This window comes from Chryseobacterium piperi (assembly GCF_002285635.2).
Classification (GTDB): Bacteria; Bacteroidota; Bacteroidia; order Flavobacteriales; family Weeksellaceae; genus Chryseobacterium; species Chryseobacterium piperi.
In genome coordinates, this window is sequence record NZ_CP023049.2 from 3074167 (window position 1) to 3095729 (window position 21563).

General features: G+C 36.5%; 19 protein-coding genes. 8 read left to right on the forward strand and 11 right to left on the reverse strand.

What is annotated here, in order from left to right; translation table 11 throughout:
* Nucleotides 1–42: 42 nt before the first annotated feature.
* The 5 genes from rodA to CJF12_RS13375 are packed head-to-tail and all read right to left on the reverse strand — an operon-like array spanning nt 43 to nt 5668.
* Nucleotides 43–1272 (reverse strand): rod shape-determining protein RodA, encoded by a 1230-nt coding sequence (gene rodA / locus CJF12_RS13355; protein WP_034680734.1) that lies wholly within the window; start codon nt 1270–1272, stop codon nt 43–45.
* Nucleotides 1269–3266 carry a peptidoglycan D,D-transpeptidase FtsI family protein gene (locus CJF12_RS13360; RefSeq protein WP_034680738.1) on the reverse strand — a complete coding sequence of 666 codons (1998 nt, stop codon included), beginning with the start codon at nt 3264–3266 and terminating at the stop codon, nt 1269–1271. Before CJF12_RS13360 ends, rodA begins: the two co-directional genes overlap by 4 nt.
* Nucleotides 3263–3769 carry a hypothetical protein gene (locus CJF12_RS20240; RefSeq protein ID WP_034680741.1) on the reverse strand — a complete coding sequence of 169 codons (507 nt, stop codon included), beginning with the start codon at nt 3767–3769 and terminating at the stop codon, nt 3263–3265. Before CJF12_RS20240 ends, CJF12_RS13360 begins: the two co-directional genes overlap by 4 nt.
* Complete coding sequence (gene mreC / locus CJF12_RS13370; protein ID WP_034680743.1) at nt 3762–4616, reverse strand: rod shape-determining protein MreC; 855 nt, start codon at nt 4614–4616, stop codon at nt 3762–3764. The genes CJF12_RS20240 and mreC overlap by 8 nt, the downstream gene beginning before the upstream one ends.
* 26 nt (nt 4617–4642) lie before the next feature.
* Nucleotides 4643–5668, reverse strand: coding sequence for a rod shape-determining protein (locus CJF12_RS13375; RefSeq protein WP_034680746.1), 1026 nt, complete (start codon nt 5666–5668; stop codon nt 4643–4645).
* Between the two features lie 240 nt (nt 5669–5908).
* On the opposite strand from CJF12_RS13375, the gene hemA reads away from it, so the two are divergent.
* From hemA to hemE, 4 genes are read left to right on the forward strand one after another with little or no spacing between them, the layout of a single operon-like run.
* Nucleotides 5909–7183 carry a glutamyl-tRNA reductase gene (gene hemA / locus CJF12_RS13380; protein ID WP_034680749.1) on the forward strand — a complete coding sequence of 425 codons (1275 nt, stop codon included), beginning with the start codon at nt 5909–5911 and terminating at the stop codon, nt 7181–7183.
* Entirely contained in the window at nt 7170–8078 is a 909-nt protein-coding gene (gene hemC, locus CJF12_RS13385; RefSeq protein WP_034680753.1) for a hydroxymethylbilane synthase, read from the forward strand. The genes hemA and hemC overlap by 14 nt, the downstream gene beginning before the upstream one ends.
* A gap of 37 nt (nt 8079–8115) precedes the next feature.
* Nucleotides 8116–8799, forward strand: coding sequence for a uroporphyrinogen-III synthase (locus CJF12_RS13390; protein ID WP_034680756.1), 684 nt, complete (start codon nt 8116–8118; stop codon nt 8797–8799).
* 48 nt (nt 8800–8847) lie between these two features.
* Complete coding sequence (gene hemE, locus CJF12_RS13395; protein WP_034680759.1) at nt 8848–9879, forward strand: uroporphyrinogen decarboxylase; 1032 nt, start codon at nt 8848–8850, stop codon at nt 9877–9879.
* Between the two features lie 106 nt (nt 9880–9985).
* On the opposite strand, the gene CJF12_RS13400 is transcribed toward hemE, so the two are convergent.
* The gene (locus CJF12_RS13400) at nt 9986–10804 is read right to left on the reverse strand and encodes a T9SS type A sorting domain-containing protein (protein ID WP_084675581.1); all 819 of its coding nucleotides are present in this window, start codon (nt 10802–10804) and stop codon (nt 9986–9988) included.
* Nucleotides 10805–11017: 213 nt separating this feature from the next.
* On the opposite strand from CJF12_RS13400, the gene CJF12_RS13405 reads away from it, so the two are divergent.
* Nucleotides 11018–11119: a GNAT family acetyltransferase gene (locus tag CJF12_RS13405; RefSeq protein ID WP_084675582.1), complete on the forward strand. Its 102-nt coding sequence runs from the start codon at nt 11018–11020 to the stop codon at nt 11117–11119.
* 40 nt (nt 11120–11159) lie between these two features.
* Here CJF12_RS13405 and CJF12_RS13410 read toward each other — a convergent pair whose 3' ends face one another.
* From CJF12_RS13410 to CJF12_RS13430, 5 genes are all read right to left on the reverse strand, one after another.
* Nucleotides 11160–12380 carry an aminotransferase class V-fold PLP-dependent enzyme gene (locus tag CJF12_RS13410; RefSeq protein WP_034680766.1) on the reverse strand — a complete coding sequence of 407 codons (1221 nt, stop codon included), beginning with the start codon at nt 12378–12380 and terminating at the stop codon, nt 11160–11162.
* Nucleotides 12381–12547: 167 nt separating this feature from the next.
* Entirely contained in the window at nt 12548–13204 is a 657-nt protein-coding gene (locus CJF12_RS13415) for a 50S ribosomal protein L25/general stress protein Ctc (RefSeq protein ID WP_034680770.1), read from the reverse strand.
* A 55-nt stretch (nt 13205–13259) separates the two neighbouring features.
* On the reverse strand, nt 13260–14198 hold the full coding sequence (locus CJF12_RS13420) for a ribose-phosphate pyrophosphokinase (protein ID WP_034680774.1): 939 nt from the start codon (nt 14196–14198) through the stop codon (nt 13260–13262).
* Between the two features lie 85 nt (nt 14199–14283).
* Nucleotides 14284–15816, reverse strand: a complete 1533-nt coding sequence (locus tag CJF12_RS13425; RefSeq protein WP_034680777.1) for an SGNH/GDSL hydrolase family protein — start codon at nt 15814–15816, stop codon at nt 14284–14286.
* 9 nt (nt 15817–15825) lie between these two features.
* Nucleotides 15826–17061, reverse strand: a complete 1236-nt coding sequence (locus CJF12_RS13430; RefSeq protein WP_034680778.1) for an OmpP1/FadL family transporter — start codon at nt 17059–17061, stop codon at nt 15826–15828.
* A gap of 276 nt (nt 17062–17337) precedes the next feature.
* Between CJF12_RS13430 and CJF12_RS13435 the strand changes: the two genes are divergently transcribed.
* The 3 genes from CJF12_RS13435 to CJF12_RS13445 are packed head-to-tail and all read left to right on the forward strand — an operon-like array spanning nt 17338 to nt 21553.
* The gene (locus CJF12_RS13435; RefSeq protein WP_034680780.1) at nt 17338–18711 is read left to right on the forward strand and encodes a PSP1 domain-containing protein; all 1374 of its coding nucleotides are present in this window, start codon (nt 17338–17340) and stop codon (nt 18709–18711) included.
* A complete protein-coding gene (locus tag CJF12_RS13440; RefSeq protein WP_034680781.1) occupies nt 18704–19165 on the forward strand; it encodes a gliding motility lipoprotein GldH in 462 nt (153 codons plus the stop codon). Before CJF12_RS13435 ends, CJF12_RS13440 begins: the two co-directional genes overlap by 8 nt.
* Before the next feature lie 6 nt (nt 19166–19171).
* A complete protein-coding gene (locus tag CJF12_RS13445) occupies nt 19172–21553 on the forward strand; it encodes a transglycosylase domain-containing protein (protein ID WP_034680782.1) in 2382 nt (793 codons plus the stop codon).
* The last annotated feature ends 10 nt before the right edge of the window (nt 21554–21563 follow it).

Below are 21563 nucleotides of genomic sequence, written 5' to 3' on the forward strand. Positions count from 1 at the left end.
ATGATTTTTTAAATAAGATTAAAACAGAACGATTGTAAACTTCTACACTAAACTATTTTTATCGAAGTAGTTCAGTTTAAAAAAGATAAAAGTCATTGTAGAAAAGGCTAACAGGGAGCTTCCTCCATAACTAAAATAAGGCAACGGAATCCCAACGGTCGGGAAAAGCCCCATAACCATCCCTAAATTGATGGAAAAGTGCATCAGCAGTATCGAGGCAAAGCAATAGCCAAAAACCCGATTAAAAGTGGACTTCTGCTTCTCAGCCAGGTAGTAGATCCTTCCGATATATAACATATAGCACAATACCAGAGCTGCACTTCCTACAAACCCCCACTCTTCACCCACTGTACAGAAAATATAATCGGTACTCTGCTCAGGAACAAATTTCCCCTGAGTCACTGATCCTTCGCGATATCCTTTTCCTAAAAGCCCACCTGAACCAATTGCCGTTTTAGAATAAAGCAAATTGTATCCAGATGTATCTCTAAACGCTTTTTCTCCTTTATAGAGAACTTCAATCCTTTCTCTCTGGTGCTTAGGAAGCTTTTCCAGAATATAAGGTGTTGCAAATGCTAAACCACATAACAACAATATAGACCCCGCTATACTTGAAATAGAGATAACATCCCAGGACATTCTATAATAGTTCAGTGCAATTAAAATTCCGGCAATAACCACGATAGCAATAACCACATAAATAGGATCCACTGCTAGTGATACTAAAAATACCGAGGCAAAAAGAAACCCGATACCAAACAAGAAGCCACTTAAGCCTTCTCTGTATAAGGCAATAAAAAAGGCTACAAAAACCAACAATGACCCTACATCAGGAATCGCCAGTACAACAATTCCAGGAATTCCTACAATAGCCAAAGAAGTTAGCAGTGATTTTTTATTATTCAAATTAAAATCAGGACTGGAAACGTAATTAGCTAACATCAGAGCTGTTCCCAATTTGGCAAATTCTACAGGCTGCAAACTCAGAGGGCCGAATTTATACCAGTTCTTCTGACCAAGCACTTCTTTCCCAAATGGAAACAGACCTATCAGCAAAAGAACACCTACAATATAGATGATCCCTGCCATATTTTCGAAGAATTTAGTTCTGGTAAAAAAAATAATAATCCCCACAAAAACAGAAACTCCAAACCATACAGCCTGTCTCGTTCCACTTGCAGGTTCCACACTATAGATATTTGCTATAGCAAATATGCAAAGCAAGAAATATAAACCAAGACCTAATTTATCTAATCCTTCTGTCCATTTCATTGCTCTTTGGTTTTTTGAGGGGTTGTTTCTGCTTCTATTTGCTTCTTAAGTTGTTCTTTTTGTTTTTTAATAAAATCCAGGCTGTCTTGTTTTTTCTTAAGCTTTATGGAATCTAATTTAGGATCTTTATATAAACCTTTACGTTTTAAGTCCGCAACCCATTGCCTTTTATATTCAGGCATAAAGCTTGCGTTTACCATTTTCTTATAAAGATTTTCTCTTTTTAAGTCTCCCGTAATATACTTCTCAGCAATAACCGTAGATGCCGGTCCTGCCCAGGTAGCTCCAAATCCAGCATGTTCCATTACGGCTACCACTACAATTTTTGGTTTATCAGCCGGAGCAATCAATACAAAAATAGAGTTATCCTTTCCTTGTGGAACCTGCGCTGTTCCTGTCTTTGCCAACTGTGTAAAATCATTTGATTTTAGACTTCTTGCAGTACCTCTTAGAACCACCGCTTCCATTCCTTTTAAAACAGGATCGAAATGTTTAGTATCTACTAATGTCTTATGTTTTTTCTTAAATCTTGGATCAGGGTTTGGTTTTCCATCTACAGACTTAACAATATGTGGTGTATAATACCAGCCTTTATTAGCAATTGCTGCGACAAAGTTGGCTAATTGCAATGGAGTTAACAGAACATCACCTTGCCCCATTCCATTAAAAACAGCTCCTGTTGAAAGTGGGCTCCAGTTTTTAGTTTTAGCTCTCTTTTCATACATCTCCCCACTAGGAATTCTACCTTTAGACCCTACTGCTAAATCGTTGTTTAAAAATTCTCCAACTCCAAAACTGCTCATGATTTTTTTCCATTCATCAACCCCTCTGGATGGATCTCCAGGATACTTATTGACAATCGCCAGATAGGCATAGGAAAAATAACAGTTACTGGACACCTGTATTGAAGGGATTAAAGGGACAGCTCCCCCATGACCTTTGATTCTTAATCCTTTATAATTAAAACCTCCTCCACATGGAAAAATTGTATTTTCATCCATAACACCCATTTGCATTCCGGCTAGTGCTGTCAAAAGCTTAAACGTAGACCCCGGAGGATAGGCTGCCTGAAGTGATCGGTCAAATGTAGGCTTGTTTTCGTAAAGAGTATCTTTCCCTAACCTATATAGGTTTCTGGATTTATTAGGACCAGTGAAAAGATTAGGGTCAACATCAGGTCCGGTAGCCGCAACTAAAATCTCTCCGTTATTAGGATCAATGGCAACAATAGCCCCATGTTTATTAACCAACATTTCTTCTGCTGTCTTTTGTAGGTCATAATCGATGGTAAGGGTAACATCTTTTCCGGTGATAACATCTTTATCCAAAGCCCCATCTTTATAAGAGCCTATGTTTCGAAGTCTGATGTCTTTTTGTATATACTTTATTCCCTTTACCCCGCGAAGCTCCTTTTCATAGGATTTTTCTACTCCAGATTTTCCAATGAAGTCTCCCGGTAAATAATAAATAGAATCTTTTTTGATATCCCTTTCATTCACCTCATTGGTATATCCCAATAAGTTTCCGGATGTAGAAACCTCATATTGTCTTTGAGGTCTTGAAACAATACTGAAAGCTGGATATTTGAAAATAATTTCCTGAACTCTTGCAATATCTTCTCTGCTGAGGTCCTTCATGAATGTCATCGGAGTCAGTTTCGAATAATATTTCTCTTTCGTAATGGTATTGATTCTTCTAATGAAATCAGGTTTTGTAATTTTCATTAAACTACAAAAAGCCAATGTATCAAAGTCAGGCTTCATCAATGCCTGAGTAAAAGAGATTTCATAGGCAGGCTGATTGCCTACCATAATTTTCCCATTCCTATCAAAAATTACTCCCCTCTGAGGAATAACATATTCAGTTTTAATTGAGGTATTCGCCGCGTTGAGGGCATATCGATCCGTAAATAATTGCAAATAAGCAAGCCTTGCTACAAAAATAAGAGCAATAACGGCGACAACGGCAAAGATTTTTAAATAACGTGTGTTCAAACTTTTTGTTTGATTTTAAATATTAGTGCGTAAATAACTATAAATATAAAGGAAATTATACTTGTTACCAACACATTAAACAATATTTCAAAAAATCTGCTAAACTTAAAGAACTCTATATACTGTACTATAAGCTGATGCAGGAAAATACTTGAAAAAAGAAACAGTAAGAACTGTGCCCATTGAAGGGATTGAAAAGAAAAAAAGTCAGTGGATGTATCGGTAGACGTCCTGAAAATTATTGTTCTGAAGTAAGCAATAAGCGTCGTAGCAAGCGCATTGATCCCCCAGGAATATAAAAAGGCATCAATGGAAAGACCGATTAAAAAACTTAACGCTAAAAATTGAAATCTATTTCTGAAGAAAGGATAGAACATGACAAACACCGGGTACAATACCGGCGTATATTTTCCGAATAACATGATCCTGTTCAAAACAAAAATTTGTAATGCAACAAGAAAAATCATGATTAAAATATCCGTAAATAATGTTCTGCTAATCATTTTCTTTTTTTATTACTGCTTGTAATGTATCCTGAATCTTCTGAACCTCAGCTTTTTTAAGGCTTTTAACCACATATACTTTGCTCAAAGAACCCATCTTTTCACTCAGTTCTACGGATATATCCCAAAATCCAGTCTTATTATCTACAGAGTATCCCGCAACAGTCCCAATCATAACTCCCTTTGGAAAGATTGCTGATTTCCCATCGGTAACAATAGTATCTCCTACCTTTAAAGCAACATATTTTGGAATATCAGCCAAATGCATGACTCTGGAATTATCTCCATTCCAGGTTAAGGTTCCAAAATATCCCGATTTTTTTAAAGATGCATTGATCCGGATTCTGTTTACACTTAAAACCGACTGGACTAATGCATAGCTATCTGTAGAGTTGATTACAATCCCTGCAATTCCTTTAGGTGCCATAACCCCCATTTGAGGAAATACGCCATCTCTCCGGCCACGATTGATTGTAAAATAGTTGTTTCTTCTGTTGATACTGTTGAAAACAATTTCTCCATCTACAAATGTATAAATCTGTCCTCCTCCTAAAGTATCGTGAACTTTTCTGAAAACTGGTTTTTTGGCACCGTCTTTTCCATACAGCTCAACCATTAAGGCTTTATTCTGAGCAACAAGATCTTCATTGATCTGCTTAAGCTTCAGATAAGAAACCCCTTCATCGATATATCCGGAAACCCATGAATTTAATGCGGCTGATTGGCCGGCAATCCAGGATTTCTGCATGGCATTCTTAGAGAATATCAGAACCAGAGCAATAATTTGCAAGAAAATAAAGAAGACAAAAAGAGCGTTCTTCGAAAATAATCTCAGCAAAAATCCCATTCAGATAGAGTCGTAAAAAGTTAAAATTATTTAATTAAGAAATTGAATTTATCCATATTCTTAAGTGCAATACCAGTCCCGCGAACTACCGCTCTCAACGGATCTTCAGCTACAAAAACAGGAAGACCTGTCTTCTTGTGTAATCTGTCCGCCAGACCTCTCAACAATGCACCACCTCCAGCAAGATAAATACCTGTTTTATAAATATCAGCAGCCAATTCAGGAGGCGTTAAAGAAAGCGTCTCCATAACTGCGTCTTCAATTCTGATAATAGATTTATCCAATGCACGGGCAATTTCTTTGTAGCCCACCATGATTTCTTTTGGTTTTCCTGTAATAAGGTCTCTACCTTGTACCGGAATATCTTCAATATCAACGTCTAAATCTTCAACAGCAGATCCCACTTCTATTTTCACTCGCTCAGCTGTTCTTTCACCAATATAAAGATTATGGTGAGTTCTCAGAAAATATGCGATATCATTTGTAAATACATCTCCTGCAATTTTCACAGATTTGTCACAAACAATACCTCCTAAAGCAACTACTGCAATTTCAGTAGTACCACCACCTATATCGATGATCATATTTCCTTCAGGTTTTTGTACATCTATCCCAACTCCTATTGCAGCTGCCATCGGCTCATAAATCAGCCTTACTTCTTTTGCATTTACTTTTTGTGCAGAGTCTCTTACCGCTCTTTTCTCAACTTCGGTAATCCCGGAAGGAATACAGATAACGATTCTTAGAGCAGGTTGAATAAATTTACCTTTGATCCCAGGAATTTTCTTAATAAATTCTTTGATCATGTGCTCAGAAGCATGAAAATCCGCAATAACTCCATCCTTCAAAGGACGGATGGTTTTGATGTCTTCATGGGTTTTCCCCTGCATATGTTTAGCCTGTTCCCCTACAGCTATCGGCCTGCCAGTAGAACGTTCAATCGCAACGATTGACGGCTGGTCTATAACAATTTTATTATTATGGATGATAAGTGTGTTAGCAGTTCCCAAGTCTATCGCAATTTCTTGCGTAAACATATCGAATAAACTCATATTTTTCTTCTGATTTAAGTTTACAAAGATATAAATTAAACAGTACTAATAAAATTTGATAAGCATATAATTTGGTTAAAATTTGGTTAAAATTTAAAATAATTTATAAACAGTTAACTTAATTTTTTATAATACTATTCGAAACAAAGATCCACAGCGGATTTATAGTTTTTTACGATAACAATCATATACAATTTCAGAAACCGTTTAATTAAAAAAAGCGTAAATTTGCCGTTGCTTATGTTACAGTATTCTAATATACATCAGACGTCAAATTTCGCAGTACTTTCTATAAGCTACGAGAAAGCGGATGGAGAAACACGTGGGAAATTTGCGTTTTTTGATGAAAATATAAAAAGTTTTGTTACCCGAATTCATGATGAAAATTTAGGGGATGCTTTTGTGGTTTCCACCTGTAACAGAACGGAGATTTATACCACTACCCCCAATTACCTTTTGGTTGCCGAAGAGTACTGCAAAACAATCGGGGTAAATATCACAGACTTTCTTCAGTTTGCCAATATCTTAACCAAAGAAGAGGCATTGAAACATTTGTTCAGGGTAGCTGCCGGTCTGGAAAGCCAGATTATCGGAGACTTTGAAATTATCGGACAAATTAAAAAGGCCTATAGCCGATTTAAGAAAGAAAGACAGAATTCGAATCCTTATTTAGAACGAGCCATCAATTCTGCCATCCAGATTTCAAAAAGAATCAAAAACGAAACGGGGATCTCCAATGGCGCTGCTTCTGTTTCCTACGCAGCAGTTCATTACATCCTTAATAATCAAAAAAGAATTACCGAAAAAAACATCTTGCTTTTAGGAGTAGGAGAAATCGGACAAAATACGGTTGAAAATTTAGTAAAACATGTCTATCAGCCAAAAATAAAAATCGCTAACAGAACTCAGGAGAAAGCAGAGAAAATTTCCCAGAAATATTCAATTCCTCATGTTGATTATGCTGATTTTGACGAAGAACTAAAAAATACGGACATCCTTATTGTAGCAACAGGAGCAAAACATCCTATTGTAAACCAATCCCATTTCCCGAATGGAAAAGAAACTTTAGTGATCGACCTTTCTATTCCCCATAATGTTGAAAAAGATGTTACCCAAAATAAAAATGTAACCCTGATTGATGTGGATGAGCTTTCAAAACAAATTCAGGAAACCATCCAGCAAAGGGAAAAAGAAATTCCTAAAGCAGAACTCATAATCAAGGAAATGACAAAAGACTTTCTCGAATGGGAAAAAAAGAGAAAACTCGCTCCTAACATCCACCATTTCAAAGCAGTTCTTAAAAATATGGAACGTAATGAAATGCACCAGTTTTACAGAAAAAACAAATACATCAATATAGACGATATGGCGCTTTCTGAGAAAATGATTCAGAAAATCACCAACCGTTTTGCAAAATACATCATAGACAATCCTTGGAAAGCCGAAGAAATTAGTAAATTAATGCACGAAATATTAGTTGAACAACCAAACAACGAATTCAATGAAAAGCATTAGAATAGGAACAAGAAATTCAGCACTTGCTCTTTGGCAGGCAAGAGAAGTTGCAAGATATTTGCAAAACAATAATTACATGACAGAGATTGTGCCCATCGTTTCTTCGGGGGATAAAAATCTCAATCAACCATTATATTCTTTAGGAATTACAGGTGTCTTCACAAGAGATCTCGATATCGCATTATTAAACGACGAAATAGATATTGCTGTACATTCTTTAAAGGATGTACCTACTCAGCTGCCTCAACACATTGAGCTTATTGCTTACCTGGAAAGAGATTTTCCTCAGGATGTCTTAATAAGAAAAGAATCATCCAGAGATAAAGAATTCCATGAACTAAAACTAGCGACAAGTAGCTTAAGAAGAAGAGCCTTCTGGTTAAAGTATTATCCCGACGCTACTTTTTCTGATATTCGTGGTAATATTCAGACCCGACTTCAAAAATTAGAGGAACAGGATTTTGATGCCACTATCTTATCTTTAGCAGGCATTAAAAGAATGAAGATGGATATTGATTATGAAATGCTTCCATTAATGATTCCGGCACCATCTCAGGGAGTCATTGCTGTTGCGGGCCATTCTGACAAAAAAGAAATCAACGAAATCGTTAATCAAATCAACCATAAAGAAACACAAATCTGTGTTGAGATTGAGAGAAACTTTCTAAGCACTCTTGAAGGAGGTTGTACTGCTCCCATAGGAGCCTTTGCTGAAATATTCGATGATCAGATCCGTTTTAAAGCTGCCCTTTGCTCTTTAGATGGGAAAAACTGCATTGCTACTGATGAAAGCTTCATCTACAATGATTCTGAAAATTTTGGAGAAAAATACGCAAAAATCGTTCTTGAAAACGGAGGTAAAGAATTGATGGCAGAAATCAAAAGTCAAATCTAATTTAACTTCTTACCTTTACTTCACCAACCTTTATAAAATGAAAATCTTATTTACCAAAAATATAGACCCATCTGTTTTATCCAAAGAAATTGGAGAGCATGTTACGGCTGACTGTATTGAGGTAATTAAAACGATTCCGTTACAGGTTCATCCATTTGATCTGAAAAATTATTCTCTCATTTTCACAAGTGCTAATGGAGTAATTGCTTTTTTTAAAAATCAATTCAAACCCAATGAGGATTTTACAGCAAAAAATTACAATAAGATTTATTGTGTCGGAGAGAAAACAAAAAGAGAGTTAAGAAAAAATGGATTCGGCACTTTCAAGGTTCTGAAAAATGCAGAAGCATTATCTTCATTCATTATCGGACACTGCCCGCATGAACAATTCCTGCATTTTTGCGGAAATCTGGCTCTCGATGTTCTCGACTGCGATCTGCCGCTGCAAAATATCAAATATAAGAAAGTAACGATCTACAAGACAGAGGAAATTAATCCTTTAATAACTGAAAAATATCATGCTGTAGTTTTTTTCAGTCCAAGTGGAGTTCGTAGTTTTGCAAAACAAAATTCACTGGAAGGCATTCAGCTTTTCTCGATAGGAGAAACTACTTCCGGTGAGCTTAAAAAATACACACAAGAACAAATTTTCACTTCTGAAGGCAATACATTGACATCCATTATGGATCTCATCAGAAGAGAACTTAAAAATAACCAGTGAAGCACCAATTGCCCGGCAATTTGACTGCTGTATTATTTTAAATAAATTATGATTAAAAACGACCTATATTTAAAAGCACTTCGTGGGGAAACCGTAGAAAGACCTCCAGTCTGGATGATGAGACAAGCAGGAAGATATCTTCCCGAATTTATTGCTCTTCGTGAAAAATATGATTTCTTTACAAGATGTCAGACTCCAGAATTGGCCGCTGAAATTACAGTACAACCAATCCGTAGATACCCTTTGGATGCCGCTATCTTATTTTCCGATATTCTGGTAGTTCCACAGGCAATGGGGATTGATTTTAAAATGAAAGAATCAGTTGGTCCCTGGTTGGATAATCCCATCAGAACAATGGAGCAGGTTCAAAATATCGAAGTACCCAATGTAGATGACACATTAGGTTATGTTTTTGATGCTATAGAACTTACATTATTAAAGTTAGATAATGAAATTCCATTAATAGGTTTTGCCGGATCACCATGGACAATCCTTTGTTATTGCGTAGAAGGAAAAGGTAGTAAGGCTTTTGATATTGCCAAATCTTTCTGTTTTAAGCAGCCGGAAGCCGCCCATTTACTTCTTCAGAAGATTACAGATACCACGATTGCTTATTTAAAAAGAAAAGTGGAAAAAGGGGTGTCTGCAGTACAGATTTTCGATTCGTGGGGTGGCATGCTTTCTCCTGAAGACTATCAGGAATTCTCTTGGCAATACATCAATCAGATTGTTGAAGCCTTAAGCCCACTTTCTCATGTTGTAGTATTCGGAAAAGGATGCTGGTTTGCTTTGGAAGATATGACCATGTCCAAAGCTTCTGCTCTTGGAGTAGACTGGACGATCAAACCTGAATTTGCCAGAACACTGACCAATCACACAATGACCCTACAGGGAAATTTTGATCCTGCACGATTGCATTCAACTCCTGAAACGATTAAGAAAATGGTTAATGAGATGATCAACCGTTTTGGAAAAGACCGATATATAGCAAATCTAGGGCATGGGATCTTACCTAATATTCCTTTGGAAAATGCTGAAGCATTTATTCGTGCGGTTGTCGATTGGAAACCCAATATTTAATAATACATAGATAATCTATCTCTCATGAGATATAGAAAAAATATAAACTCCCTTTCAGCAATTGAAAGGGAGTTTTTGTTTGAATCAATAGTTAAGCGTTAAAAGTTTATTCTTTTATAATTCTTTTACTTATTATTTCTTTCTTATTATCTATCAAAATCAAATAGCTTCCTTTTGGTAGATCTGAAAGATTATATCCATCAGCCTCTCCTGTAAAACTCTTCACTTTTCTACCTGCCATATCGAGCACCGTGATCTTGGAATCAAATTTCAAATTACCTGACCGGATATATATATAATCCTGCACCGGGTTTGGATACACTCTCATCTTATCATTAAAAGAGACTTCTGATGTTGCTAAAGCTCCCGAAGTAACGACAACATCATCAACAACTACTCCATAGGAGTAATCCCCTGCATCATCATATACGAATCTCATTTGAAAATTAGCATTCGCATAGGGCGTGAGATCAATATCAGTTGCTCCATCATAGCTTACAAGTACATACTGAAATGTATTCAGGTCTAAATCCCAGGTTCCGGAGTCTCCGGAAGAAGTAAATACCTGAACCCATGAGGTACCATTAAAAACCTCAACTTTTAACGTGGAATCGAGGTCAGAAATCATATTGGCATATTTAAAGGACAATTTAGGATTGGAAATAGCTGAAATATCGATAACGGGAGATATTAGTCTTGCATTGGTATTAATACTATTGAATCCTGCTGCATCATCGTCAAAAAAAGCAGCTCCGTTAGGAAATGAGGCAAATCCATTTTCAGTACCTACATCCCAATTATAAGAAGTATCCGGATTGTTGGTTGTCCACCCTGAAGGCAGTGCACCTCCATCAAAGTTCTCAGAAAATACTTGTGCATGATACATCCCACAAGCCACTAGAAAAAAAAGTAATAATCTCATCATGGTATTTTGTTTTATTGGTCACATTAAATTTAATAATTAACACTCATAAAAAGAAAACATTTAACATAAAATACGTTCTTGATAAATTATATAAAACAATGCAAGACCGAAATATTAATTAAATTCACAGTAATTGGCGTATTTATATAAAAAACCCCACCTTTAATTACTAATACTTTAATTATTTAATATGAAAAAGCTAAACAAAGAAAAATGAAGACAATCCTAGCAGGAGGCGAGATCTGTCTTGAATGTGCTTACGGATATTATCAGGTTATTATCCAAGGAAGGTGCTACTGCGTAGCCTGGGAATAATGATTAATAAAAAAAGCAGTTTTTCAACTGCTTTTATTTTTTATCTTAACATCTTCTGAGCCTTTTTTACTCCTTCGACCAGTAAATCAATTTCCTGAAACGTATTATATACTGCAAAGCTTGCTCTCACTGTTCCTGCAATATTAAAAAAGTCCATAATAGGCTGAGTACAATGGTGTCCTGTTCTAACGGCAATCCCCATTTTATCTAGAATCATCCCTACATCAGAGGAAATCCCCACTCCTTCCAAATTAAAGGAAACAACCCCTACTCTCTTGGCTTTCTCTCCATAAATTTTAAGATCCTCAATTTCCAAAAGTTGTCTCTGAGCATAATCTAAAAGAGCATTTTCATGTCTCTGGAGATTTTCATACCCTACCTTTTCAATGAAGTCTACTGCAGCTCCTAAAGCAATATTTCCTCCGACATTGGGAGTTCCTGCTTCGTATTTAAATGGTAATCCTGCATAAGTAGTTCCATCAAATGAACAGGTAGCAATCATTTCTCCACCACCATGAAATGGAGGAAGGGATTCCAGAACTTCTTGTTTTCCATATAAAATACCGGTTCCCATCGGGGCATACATTTTATGTCCTGAAAACACAAAGAAATCACAATCCAGTTTCTGAACATCAATTTTGAAATGAGGAGCTGACTGTGCGCCATCTATTACAATATAAGCATTGGATTTTTGTCTGGTTTTTGCTATAATCTCTTCAACAGGATTTACAATTCCCAAAGCATTAGAAACCTGGTTTACAGAAACAACTTTTGTTTTTTCACTCAGATACTGATCCAAATAGTCAAGCTGTAAAATACCATTTTCATCGATAGGAATTACCCGAAGCTTTGCTCCGGTTCTTTCACAAAGCAATTGCCATGGAACAATATTAGAATGATGCTCTAAGTAAGAGATAATAATTTCATCGTCCTTTTTAAGTTCCTGGGTTAAGATATATGCGATGAGGTTTAAACCCTCTGTAGTTCCTTTTGTAAAGATGACCTCAAAATCATGTTTTGCGTTAATGAATTTTTGAATCTTCCTTCTCGAAAGCTCCATTTCTTCAGTTGCAAGCTGGCTTAATGTATGAATCCCTCTATGAACATTAGCATTAAGCTCTGTATAATATTGATTCCAAACTTCTAAAACAGAATTAGGTTTCTGAGATGTTGCCGCATTGTCCAGATAAACCAATGGTTTACCATTCACCAACTGATTTAATATAGGAAACTGACTTCTTATTTCTTGAATGTCAAACATTGATTAAAAATTTTACAAATTATAGCGTTCTTATTTAGAACACTTCAAATTTACAGCTTTTTTTTGAAAGGCTGCAGAATGAAAAATATGATAGATACAATCTAAAAAATAAAAACCTGTCAAAAAATTGACAGGTTTTATATTTTGATAAATTTCTTTGAAAGATCTTATCCTTCGAAAGATTTTTCTTCTGTTGTTGGAACATCAGGAGATTGTGTCTTCACTTCTTCTGCTTCTGCTTCATCCTCTTCATCTTCTGCTGCCGCACCTCCCTTCATTGCATTTCTAGACATCTTAACAGCTACAACAACTGCATTGTCTGGGTGCATGAAAGAATATCCTTCAGCTTTGATACCTCCTACATAAATTTTGTTACCAATTTTAAGTGGAGTAACGTCGATAACAACTTCATCCGGCAAGTTTGCAGGAATCGCCTTAACTTTTAGTTTTCTGAAAGACTGACGTAAAGCACCACCCGCTACAACACCTTTAGAACGACCAGTGATTCTTACAGGAACTTCCATAACTACTGGCTTATCGTCAGATAGCTGATAGAAATCTGCATGAAGAATTTTGTCTGTAATTGGGTGAAACTGAATATCTTGAAGAACTGCTGGAATTGTTTGTCCGTCAACTTCAATAGATACCGTGTGTGCTTCAGGAGTATATACCAAACCTTTGAAAGCTTTCTCTTCAGCAGAGAAGTTTAAAGGTTCCGTCCCTCCATAGACAACACAAGGAACTAATTCAGCATCACGTAAAGCTTTTGTAGACTTTTTGCCCACGCTTTCTCTTTTTGTACCTTGAATTGTAATAGATTTCATTTATAAAAATTTAAAATTTTGTTTAAAATATATTTTGCAAACCGCAAATAATCAATTAGATAACGAATTTACTACTGATTGATTGGTGCTCATGAACCATCTTCATAACGTCTGCAAATAATGGGGCGCAAGATAGCACTTTTATTTTAGATGACAAATTATTTTTAACAGGAATTGAGTCAGTTACAATGACTTCCAACAATTGAGATTTCTCAATATTCTCGTAAGCCTTTCCTGAAAGTACTCCATGAGTAGCCATCGCTCTTACTGTTTTTGCTCCTTTCTCCATTAAGATATCTGCCGCCTTACAAAGTGTTCCTGCCGTATCGATCATGTCATCAATAAGGATAACATTTTTACCTTCTACATCTCCGATAAGGAACATCTCCTCCACCACATTCGCTTTCTTTCTCTCCTTATACGCAATTACGACTTCAGCACCTAAATGCCCTGCATAGTTTTTAGCTCTCTTAGCCCCACCCATATCCGGAGAAGCAATCGTAAGATTATCTAAATTCAATGAAACAATATAGTCTACAAAAACTGTAGATGCATAAAGATGATCCACAGGAATCTCAAAGAACCCTTGAATCTGATCCGCATGTAAATCCATTGTCATAATTCTTGTAGCTCCGGCAGCAGTTAAAAGATTCGCAACCAATTTAGCACCTATCGGAGCTCTTGGCTTATCTTTTCTGTCCTGTCTTGCAAGTCCAAAATACGGAAGTACAACAGTAATACTTTTTGCAGAAGCCCTTTTTGCAGCATCAATCATTAGAAGAAGCTCTAAAAGATTATCTGCCGGAGGGAATGTAGATCCTATTAAAAAAACCCTTCCACCTCTTACTGATTCGTCTAAAACAGGTTCAAATTCCCCGTCACTAAACTCCTGGAAGTTTATTTTTCCTAGTTCCTGCCCATAATAGTGAGCAATTTTCTCTGCCAAGTCCTTACTCGTCCTTGTACTAAATAGATAACTTAACTGATCGGCCATTTTTACTTTTTAAGATTTTGCAAATTTAAAAAAAAACCACAAGAATTACTCTTGTGGTTTCTAAGTTTTTATTTCCTTACTTTAATTAAGGGAATTTTACTCCCGAATAACTATTAGTATTTACTTGTGGTAGCGTAGATTTATACTTAGCGTTAATAGATTTAATAAATTCATTCGCAACAATAGCATATCCTCTTCCCGTCAGGTGTACCCCATCCAGTGAGAAAGATCCTCCTGTTAGAAATTTAGCAGTATACTTTACTCCATCAAATGAAATTCCAGACTCCCCATTTAATTCAACCATTTTTTTATTAGCATCTACAAATGCCAATCCATAAGCGTCAGCCATTGCTTTAATAGAACCATTATAAGCATCTACTGCAGTTTTTACATTAGCTGCTTCTTTTTTCGTCAAAACATGCTGATTTTGCAAAGGATAAGAAATACCATATACGTTTACCGCTGCTGGAGCGCCAGGCGCAGGTGTATTAATTACAGCACGGGTTGTAAGAAGAATATAATCATCAGAAGTAGATTGTCTTGCCTGACCAAAAATCTGACCAAATGCTGTTGCTGTAGGAAGTCCTAAAGAAGGAGTTAACGCAGCAGTGAGCTGAGCAGACAGGTCCTGAAGCGAAGCATCTTTAATTAAAACAGGGTTCGCTGAAGTAGTTGAAAGTAAATTAATTCTATCTCCAGCCCCAAAAGCAGTTAATGCTTGTTTAAGCGGACCATAAAGGCTCGTGTTAAGTGTATTTAGATTAGCACCCAAAGCCGCTGGTGTCAATGGATTATAAGGCACTGTTGTGAAATAAGGAATAGAGGTTACATAAGGAATATTAGCAATCACTCCTTTCGTAGCTCCTGCAGCTTTCATAGTTTCTAAAACAGTCTTAATAGAACCTGCCACAACGTTTGGATCTGATATATCATTGGATCCATAAGTCGTTGGATTAGTATTACCAGTCTGATTTACACCTAGTCCTCCACTTGTAGCATAGCTTAAAACATCATTATTACCAATCCATAGTGAAAAGAATGTTGGTTTTTTCGCTGCGGCATCCCCTACAACAGTTGAGGTTGCACTTGAAGAAAACCTAACATAATAAGGATTTGCCGTTCCTGCTACTACTCCGGCTATATTTCCATATCCAGGTGCTATTAAATGAAATGATTTTGCTCCCGGAACACCAAAGTTATTGAGTGGTCCTGTAATCTTATTAGCTATATTAGTAGTTGGAGCAGCAGCTACATTAGTAATATTCGGAGAGCCATTTGTAAAGGACTGAATATATAGTTTGGTAGCCTGAATCGGAGTAGATCCTAATAATAGACCTCCATTATTGTCTGCCATTAAAGGCTGAACAAAGTTGCCGCCTCCGGCTAATTTCATTTGTCCTGCAATGATGCTTGGATATGATTCATTTTGCCCGTCAATATACAAGGCATTATCTCTGAACCCAGAGGTCAATGAGTTTCCTAAGGAAATATAATTAGAGAAATTGGCTTCACCTTGAGTTACCTGGATATCTTTTACATCCGTATCAAAATCATTTTCGCAGCTCGTCGTAAAAAAAAGAGCAGAGACAGCGATTGTAGAAATTATAATTTTTTTCATAGTCTTCAATTAAAAAGGGTTGTAAGATAAACCTAGACCAAAATAGAATGCTGTAGCTTTAGCCTGTCCGTAAAAACCAAGGTTTGCATTTTTGACATCTCTGGCCTGAGGCATAGCATAACCTCCTGCGATATCAACTCCAAATTGCTTTAATTTAAAGCCTACCCCTCCTGTCACTACATATGTATTAAATGAAGGTGTTTCAGGAATGAAGTTATTATCCGAATAAGGAGATTCATCATAATAAGCCCCAAGACGGCCATAGATCATATCACTAAATGCATATTGTGTTCCTAACCTGAATGTTTTAGAATTTCTAAAGTTTTTAGGAGCAACAACAACTGTCGGATCTGCCTGGTTTCCAATCGGAGCAGTTGCAAAATCCAATGTCAGCCTGCTGTATCTTTCCCATCCATGATAATTGAAGTCAGCAGAAACCAACCATTTTGGAGTTATTTTATACGTTAATCCAATTGTATATTCTTCTACTAAAGGCAATGTTGCCGTAAAGCTATCTTGTCCGGATGCCCCTAATCCCAACAATGCATAAGTAGATTGTGATGGAAATTTAAAGGTTGCAGTCCCGTTTTTAGCTTTCATATCAACAGGCGAGCGGTAGGCAACACTCACATCAAGCTTTTCATCGGGCCTAAAGTAAAAACCAAAGCCATATCCGTGACCGGTTGCTTTGCTATCTTTGAGGTTAAGATCACCTCCAAGCTGGGTAACAGCCCTATCCCAATTTACAGATCCTCTCGCATAAATATAGCTTGCCCCAAAAGACAACCATGGTGCTAATTTTACAGAAACCATTGGCTGGAAATAGAAACTCTTTAATTCAAGTCTCTGAACCATTTCTCTTCCTTCCCAATCATTTGGCCACTCAATGGTACTTCCAAAAGGTGTTGAAAAGCTAAAACCAACTGATAAATTCTCTAGTGGCTTATAAGCAATTGCTGCATAAATGGGTGTTCCGGTAGGATTATTCGTTTCTGTACTTTGTAAAGTATTTAAATTCTGAAAAGTAACTTTATTACTCGCTCCAAATCCTCCCGCCACTATACTTAGTTTCGAAGGGATGAATGACATACCCGCAGGGTTAAAAAATGCCACACTTGCATCTTCAACATGAGCACTAGTATGTGCCATTGCCAATTGTCTTACCCCTTGCAATGAAACCCTGAAGCCCCCTGCGTAAGATAAAACACCCGCCAATAAAGCAGTTGATACTAATATTTTTTTCATAGACTATTATTATATAAGCCAAATATAAAATTATTTTGAATACAACTGTTAATATTTCTTAATATTTTAAACATTATCATAAAAGAAAATTATGTTTAAAATAGTACTTTAGAAAAATATCACTTTAAAAGCATATATACTAGCACATTGATAATATTTCATCCTTCTAATATGATTCCCGTTTAAGATTAAACAATGAAGTTAATGAATATTTGAATTTTTTAGAATTACATAAAGATAAAAATATATAAATTTGCAAGATTAAATAATAGTTATATGAGTTGTGGATGTAAAACATCCGGCGATTCTGCGCATTCTTGCGGACCCAAGAAATCCGCGAATGGTTGTGAAAGTGTAAATACCTGTGGTAATAGTTATAAATTAAGTGTTTTCGACTGGCTATCTAACATCAACAATCCCGCATCAAACAGATGCGATTTTGTAGAAGTTAGATTTAAAAATGACAGAAAATCGTTTTATAAAAATGTAAATAATGTTCCGTTACATATAGGTAGTGTAGTCACCGTAGAATCAAGTCCCGGACACGATGTAGGTGTGGTAAGTCTCACCGGCGAATTAGTGAAAATTCAGATGAAAAAGAAAAAATTCTCTGAAGAAGCGTCACTAAAAATATATAGATTAGCCAATCAAAAAGATATAGAAGTTTGGCAGGAAGCTAGAAAAAAAGAAGATAGCGTAAAGATACAGGCACGAAAGATAGCCCACAGTCTTGGGCTTGAAATGAAAGTCACTGATGTAGAATATCAGGGTGATGCGTCAAAAGTTACATTTTATTACACTGCTGATAATCGAATCGATTTCAGACAGCTAATTAAAGATTATGCTTCTACGTTCAGAACTAAAATCGATATGAAACAGATCGGCTTCAGACAAGAGGCTGCAAAAATCGGTGGTATCGGGTCATGTGGAAGAGAGCTTTGCTGTTCAACCTGGCTTACGGATTTCAGATCCGTAAACACCAATGTGGCAAGATATCAGCAACTTAGTATCAATCCACAGAAACTGGCAGGACAATGCGGAAAATTGAAGTGCTGTCTGAATTATGAATTAGATAGTTATCTTGACGCGTTAAGCCACTTCCCGTCTTCTTCAACAACATTAGACACTGAAAAAGGAAGAGCTTTCTGTATCAAGATTGATGTTTTCAAAAAGAAAATGTGGTTTGCCTATGTAGACAGCTCTGTCGCGTGGTATGATTTCGACATTGACCTGGTAAAGAAATTCATCTCTAAAAATAAACGAGGAGAAAAGATTTTACCTCTCGAAGAATTAAAACAGCCTGACACTCCGTTACACAGTATCGATCTGATTCAGGAAAATAATGTTGACAGATTCGAGAAAAAGAATAAAAATTTCAATAAAAACAGAAATCAGAACCAAAGTCAGGGACAGAATAAACAAAACTCTAATCAAGGGCAGAAAAAAAACAGACCTGAGAGAAGTGATAGACCTGAAAATACAAATGCTAATTCTAACCATAATACTCCAAAGCAGCAAAAGCCTCAACAGCCTAAAGCTCAGCTAGAAAAAGCAGAAGCATCATCAGATTCTGATAAAAAACCACAACAAAGTCCTAATAAGAAAAAGTTTAAAAAGAAATTTCCTCCAAAAAAAGACAACAATGCATAAAATTTTAGGATTACTATCCTTTATCCTTTTCTTAAGCTGCAGCTCCCCGGGAGAAAATGTGACAATGAATTCTGTTGATAACAAATGGAATAAGAAAAGTGAACAAAAATTTAATCTTGAAATTTCGGATCCGCAGAATCCTAAAAATATTATATTTGTTGTAAGAAATAACAATAATTACCCTTACAGTAACATAAGGTTCATTGTTAATTTCACCAATCTTCAGAACAAGAAAAAAGAAACGGACACATTGAATTATGTTCTGGCAAAACCCAACGGAGAATGGCTGGGAACAGGTTTTGGAGATACAAAGGAAATTCTTTTTCAATATAAATTGAATTATAAATTTCCGGAAAAAGGGAAATATGAAATCAGCCTTGTACAAGCTATGAGAAATGATTTCCTTCCCGGAATTGAGGACATTGGAGTAAAAATAGAAACGGCTAAACCGTAATCATAAATGGAAGAAAACAAAAAAAACACTGGAAACAAGGGAAAAACATTCCCCCTTCCACCTAAAAAAAATAATAAAAATACCTCTTGGAAAAAATGGGTTACCTTTATTTGGCTTGGACTCATTGTTGTTGTTTTAGGAATTTCAGGAACTTTTTTTGCTGTTTCTCAAGGTTTCCTTGGCGAAATGCCTGATGTAGAAGAACTGGAAAATCCGGATATTTATGTTGCCTCTCAGATTTTTTCATCTGATGGTGTATTGCTGGGCAAATTTGAAAAAGAAAAAACCCAGCCTATTATCTATAAAGACCTTCCGCCATTTCTTGTATATGCTTTGCAGGCTAAAGAAGATGAGCGTTTCAAGGAACACTCAGGAATTGATGTCCAGTCTATTGCAAGAGCTGTTGCTTATGGAGGTAAAAGAGGTGGGGGTTCCACAATCACCCAACAGCTGGCCAAGCTACTTTTCACAGGTAGTGCTTCTCAAAACAAAATGGCAAGAGCATTCCAAAAACTGAAAGAGTGGGTCGTTGCTGTGAGTCTTGAAAAAAGATACACCAAAGAAGAAATTGTAACCCTATATTTCAACAAGTTTGATTTTTTATATAATGCAAACGGAATTGAAATGGCTTCTAAAATATATTTCAATAAAACAACTAAAGATCTTACACTCCCTGAAGCAGCTATGTTTGTTGCTATGCTGGAAAATCCGGTAAAGAACAACCCAATGCGTAATGAAACCCGAGCAAAAGCAAGAAGAGATGTTGTTTTAGAACAAATGCAAAAAACAGGATATATTGACCAGGATACGTATAATAAAGCAGTAGCAACCCCTATTGCTCTGGATTATCATCCTATTAAAAATATCAACGACGATTTTTCGGCTTACTATAAATTCTATTTAAAGAAAGAAATTGATACTTATCTTAAAGAACACGAAAAAGAAACCGGTAAAAAATTAAATCTCTATAAAGATGGTCTGAAAATATATGTAACTCTTGATTCTAAAATGCAAAAGTATGCTGAAGAGGCAATTAAAGAACATTTAACAGATCTTCAGAAAAGATTTGATGCAGAACAAAGAGGTAGAAAAAATAGACCTTTCTATTATTTAACAGATAAGCAGATTAGTCAAGTAATGACTCAGGCTATGAAAAGAACAGGCCGTTACAAACAGTTAAAAGCTGCTGGAATACCTGAAGATTCTATTTTAATGGAATTTAAAAAGCCTATTAAAACTTCACGCTTCACATGGAATGGCGAAGAAGAAGTAGAAATGTCACCTTGGGACTCTATCAGATATCACAAACAAATTGCGCAGGCCGGATTGATGGCCATGGTGCCGGGAAGTGGTGAAATCAAAGCATGGGTAGGAGGTATCGACTGGCAACACTTCCAGTACGATCATATCAAACAAGGAAAAAGACAGGTAGGTTCCACATTCAAGCCTTTCGTATACGCTACTGCGATTATGAAATTAGGAATGACTCCATGCTCCGTAGTTTCAAACGGAACTTACGATCATAAGGGATGGCATGTTCCTGGTAGAGGTGGAATGTTAACCTTGAAAGATGCTTTAGCTCACTCTCAAAACCCGGTGGCAGCACGTCTTATTGAAATGACAGGTGTTGATGCTGTAATTCAAACAGCAAGAGATCTGGGAGTAACAGAAGAAATACCAAGAAACAATACCATTGCTTTAGGTTCCTCGGATATTACTATCTATGAAATGCTTGGTGCTTACAGTACTTTTGCAAATTATGGAAACTATAATAAACCAGAGATGATCTGGAGGATTGAAGATGCCAACAGCAGGGTAATTAAAGAGGTTAATGTAGAGCCAAAAGAGGTTATGAACCCTCGTTACGCTTATACCATGATTGAGCTAATGAAAGGTGTAGCTCAGTTCGGTACCGCTTCCGGAGAACTTTCAAGAAGAGGGATTTCAAAAGCAGTGGAAATTGCAGCGAAAACCGGAACAACGCAGAATAACTCCGATGGTTGGTTCATGGGAATTACTCCCAAACTGGCAGCCGGAGCATGGGTTGGATGGGAAGACAGAGCAACCCACTTCTTTGGAACAGGAGAAGGACAGGGAGCAAGAATGGCTTTACCAATCTGGGCACTCTTTATGAAAAAAGTATGGGCAGATAAAAATCTGGGAATTTCTCCTGATGATAAATTTGTGAAACCATCAGACTGGAAAGACGGATGTAGCGACCTTAAAGGTATCAGTGGCGGTTATGGTGATGATGGAGGTCTTCAGACCATCGATCAAATCAAAAACCCTAAACCGGTACAACCTGCTCCGAAGACTAATTCAAACAAAAAAGAGGAGAACGTCAATGAAAACCTGAACAAAGGTGATGACATAGATTTTAATAAATAAATTCTCTTTT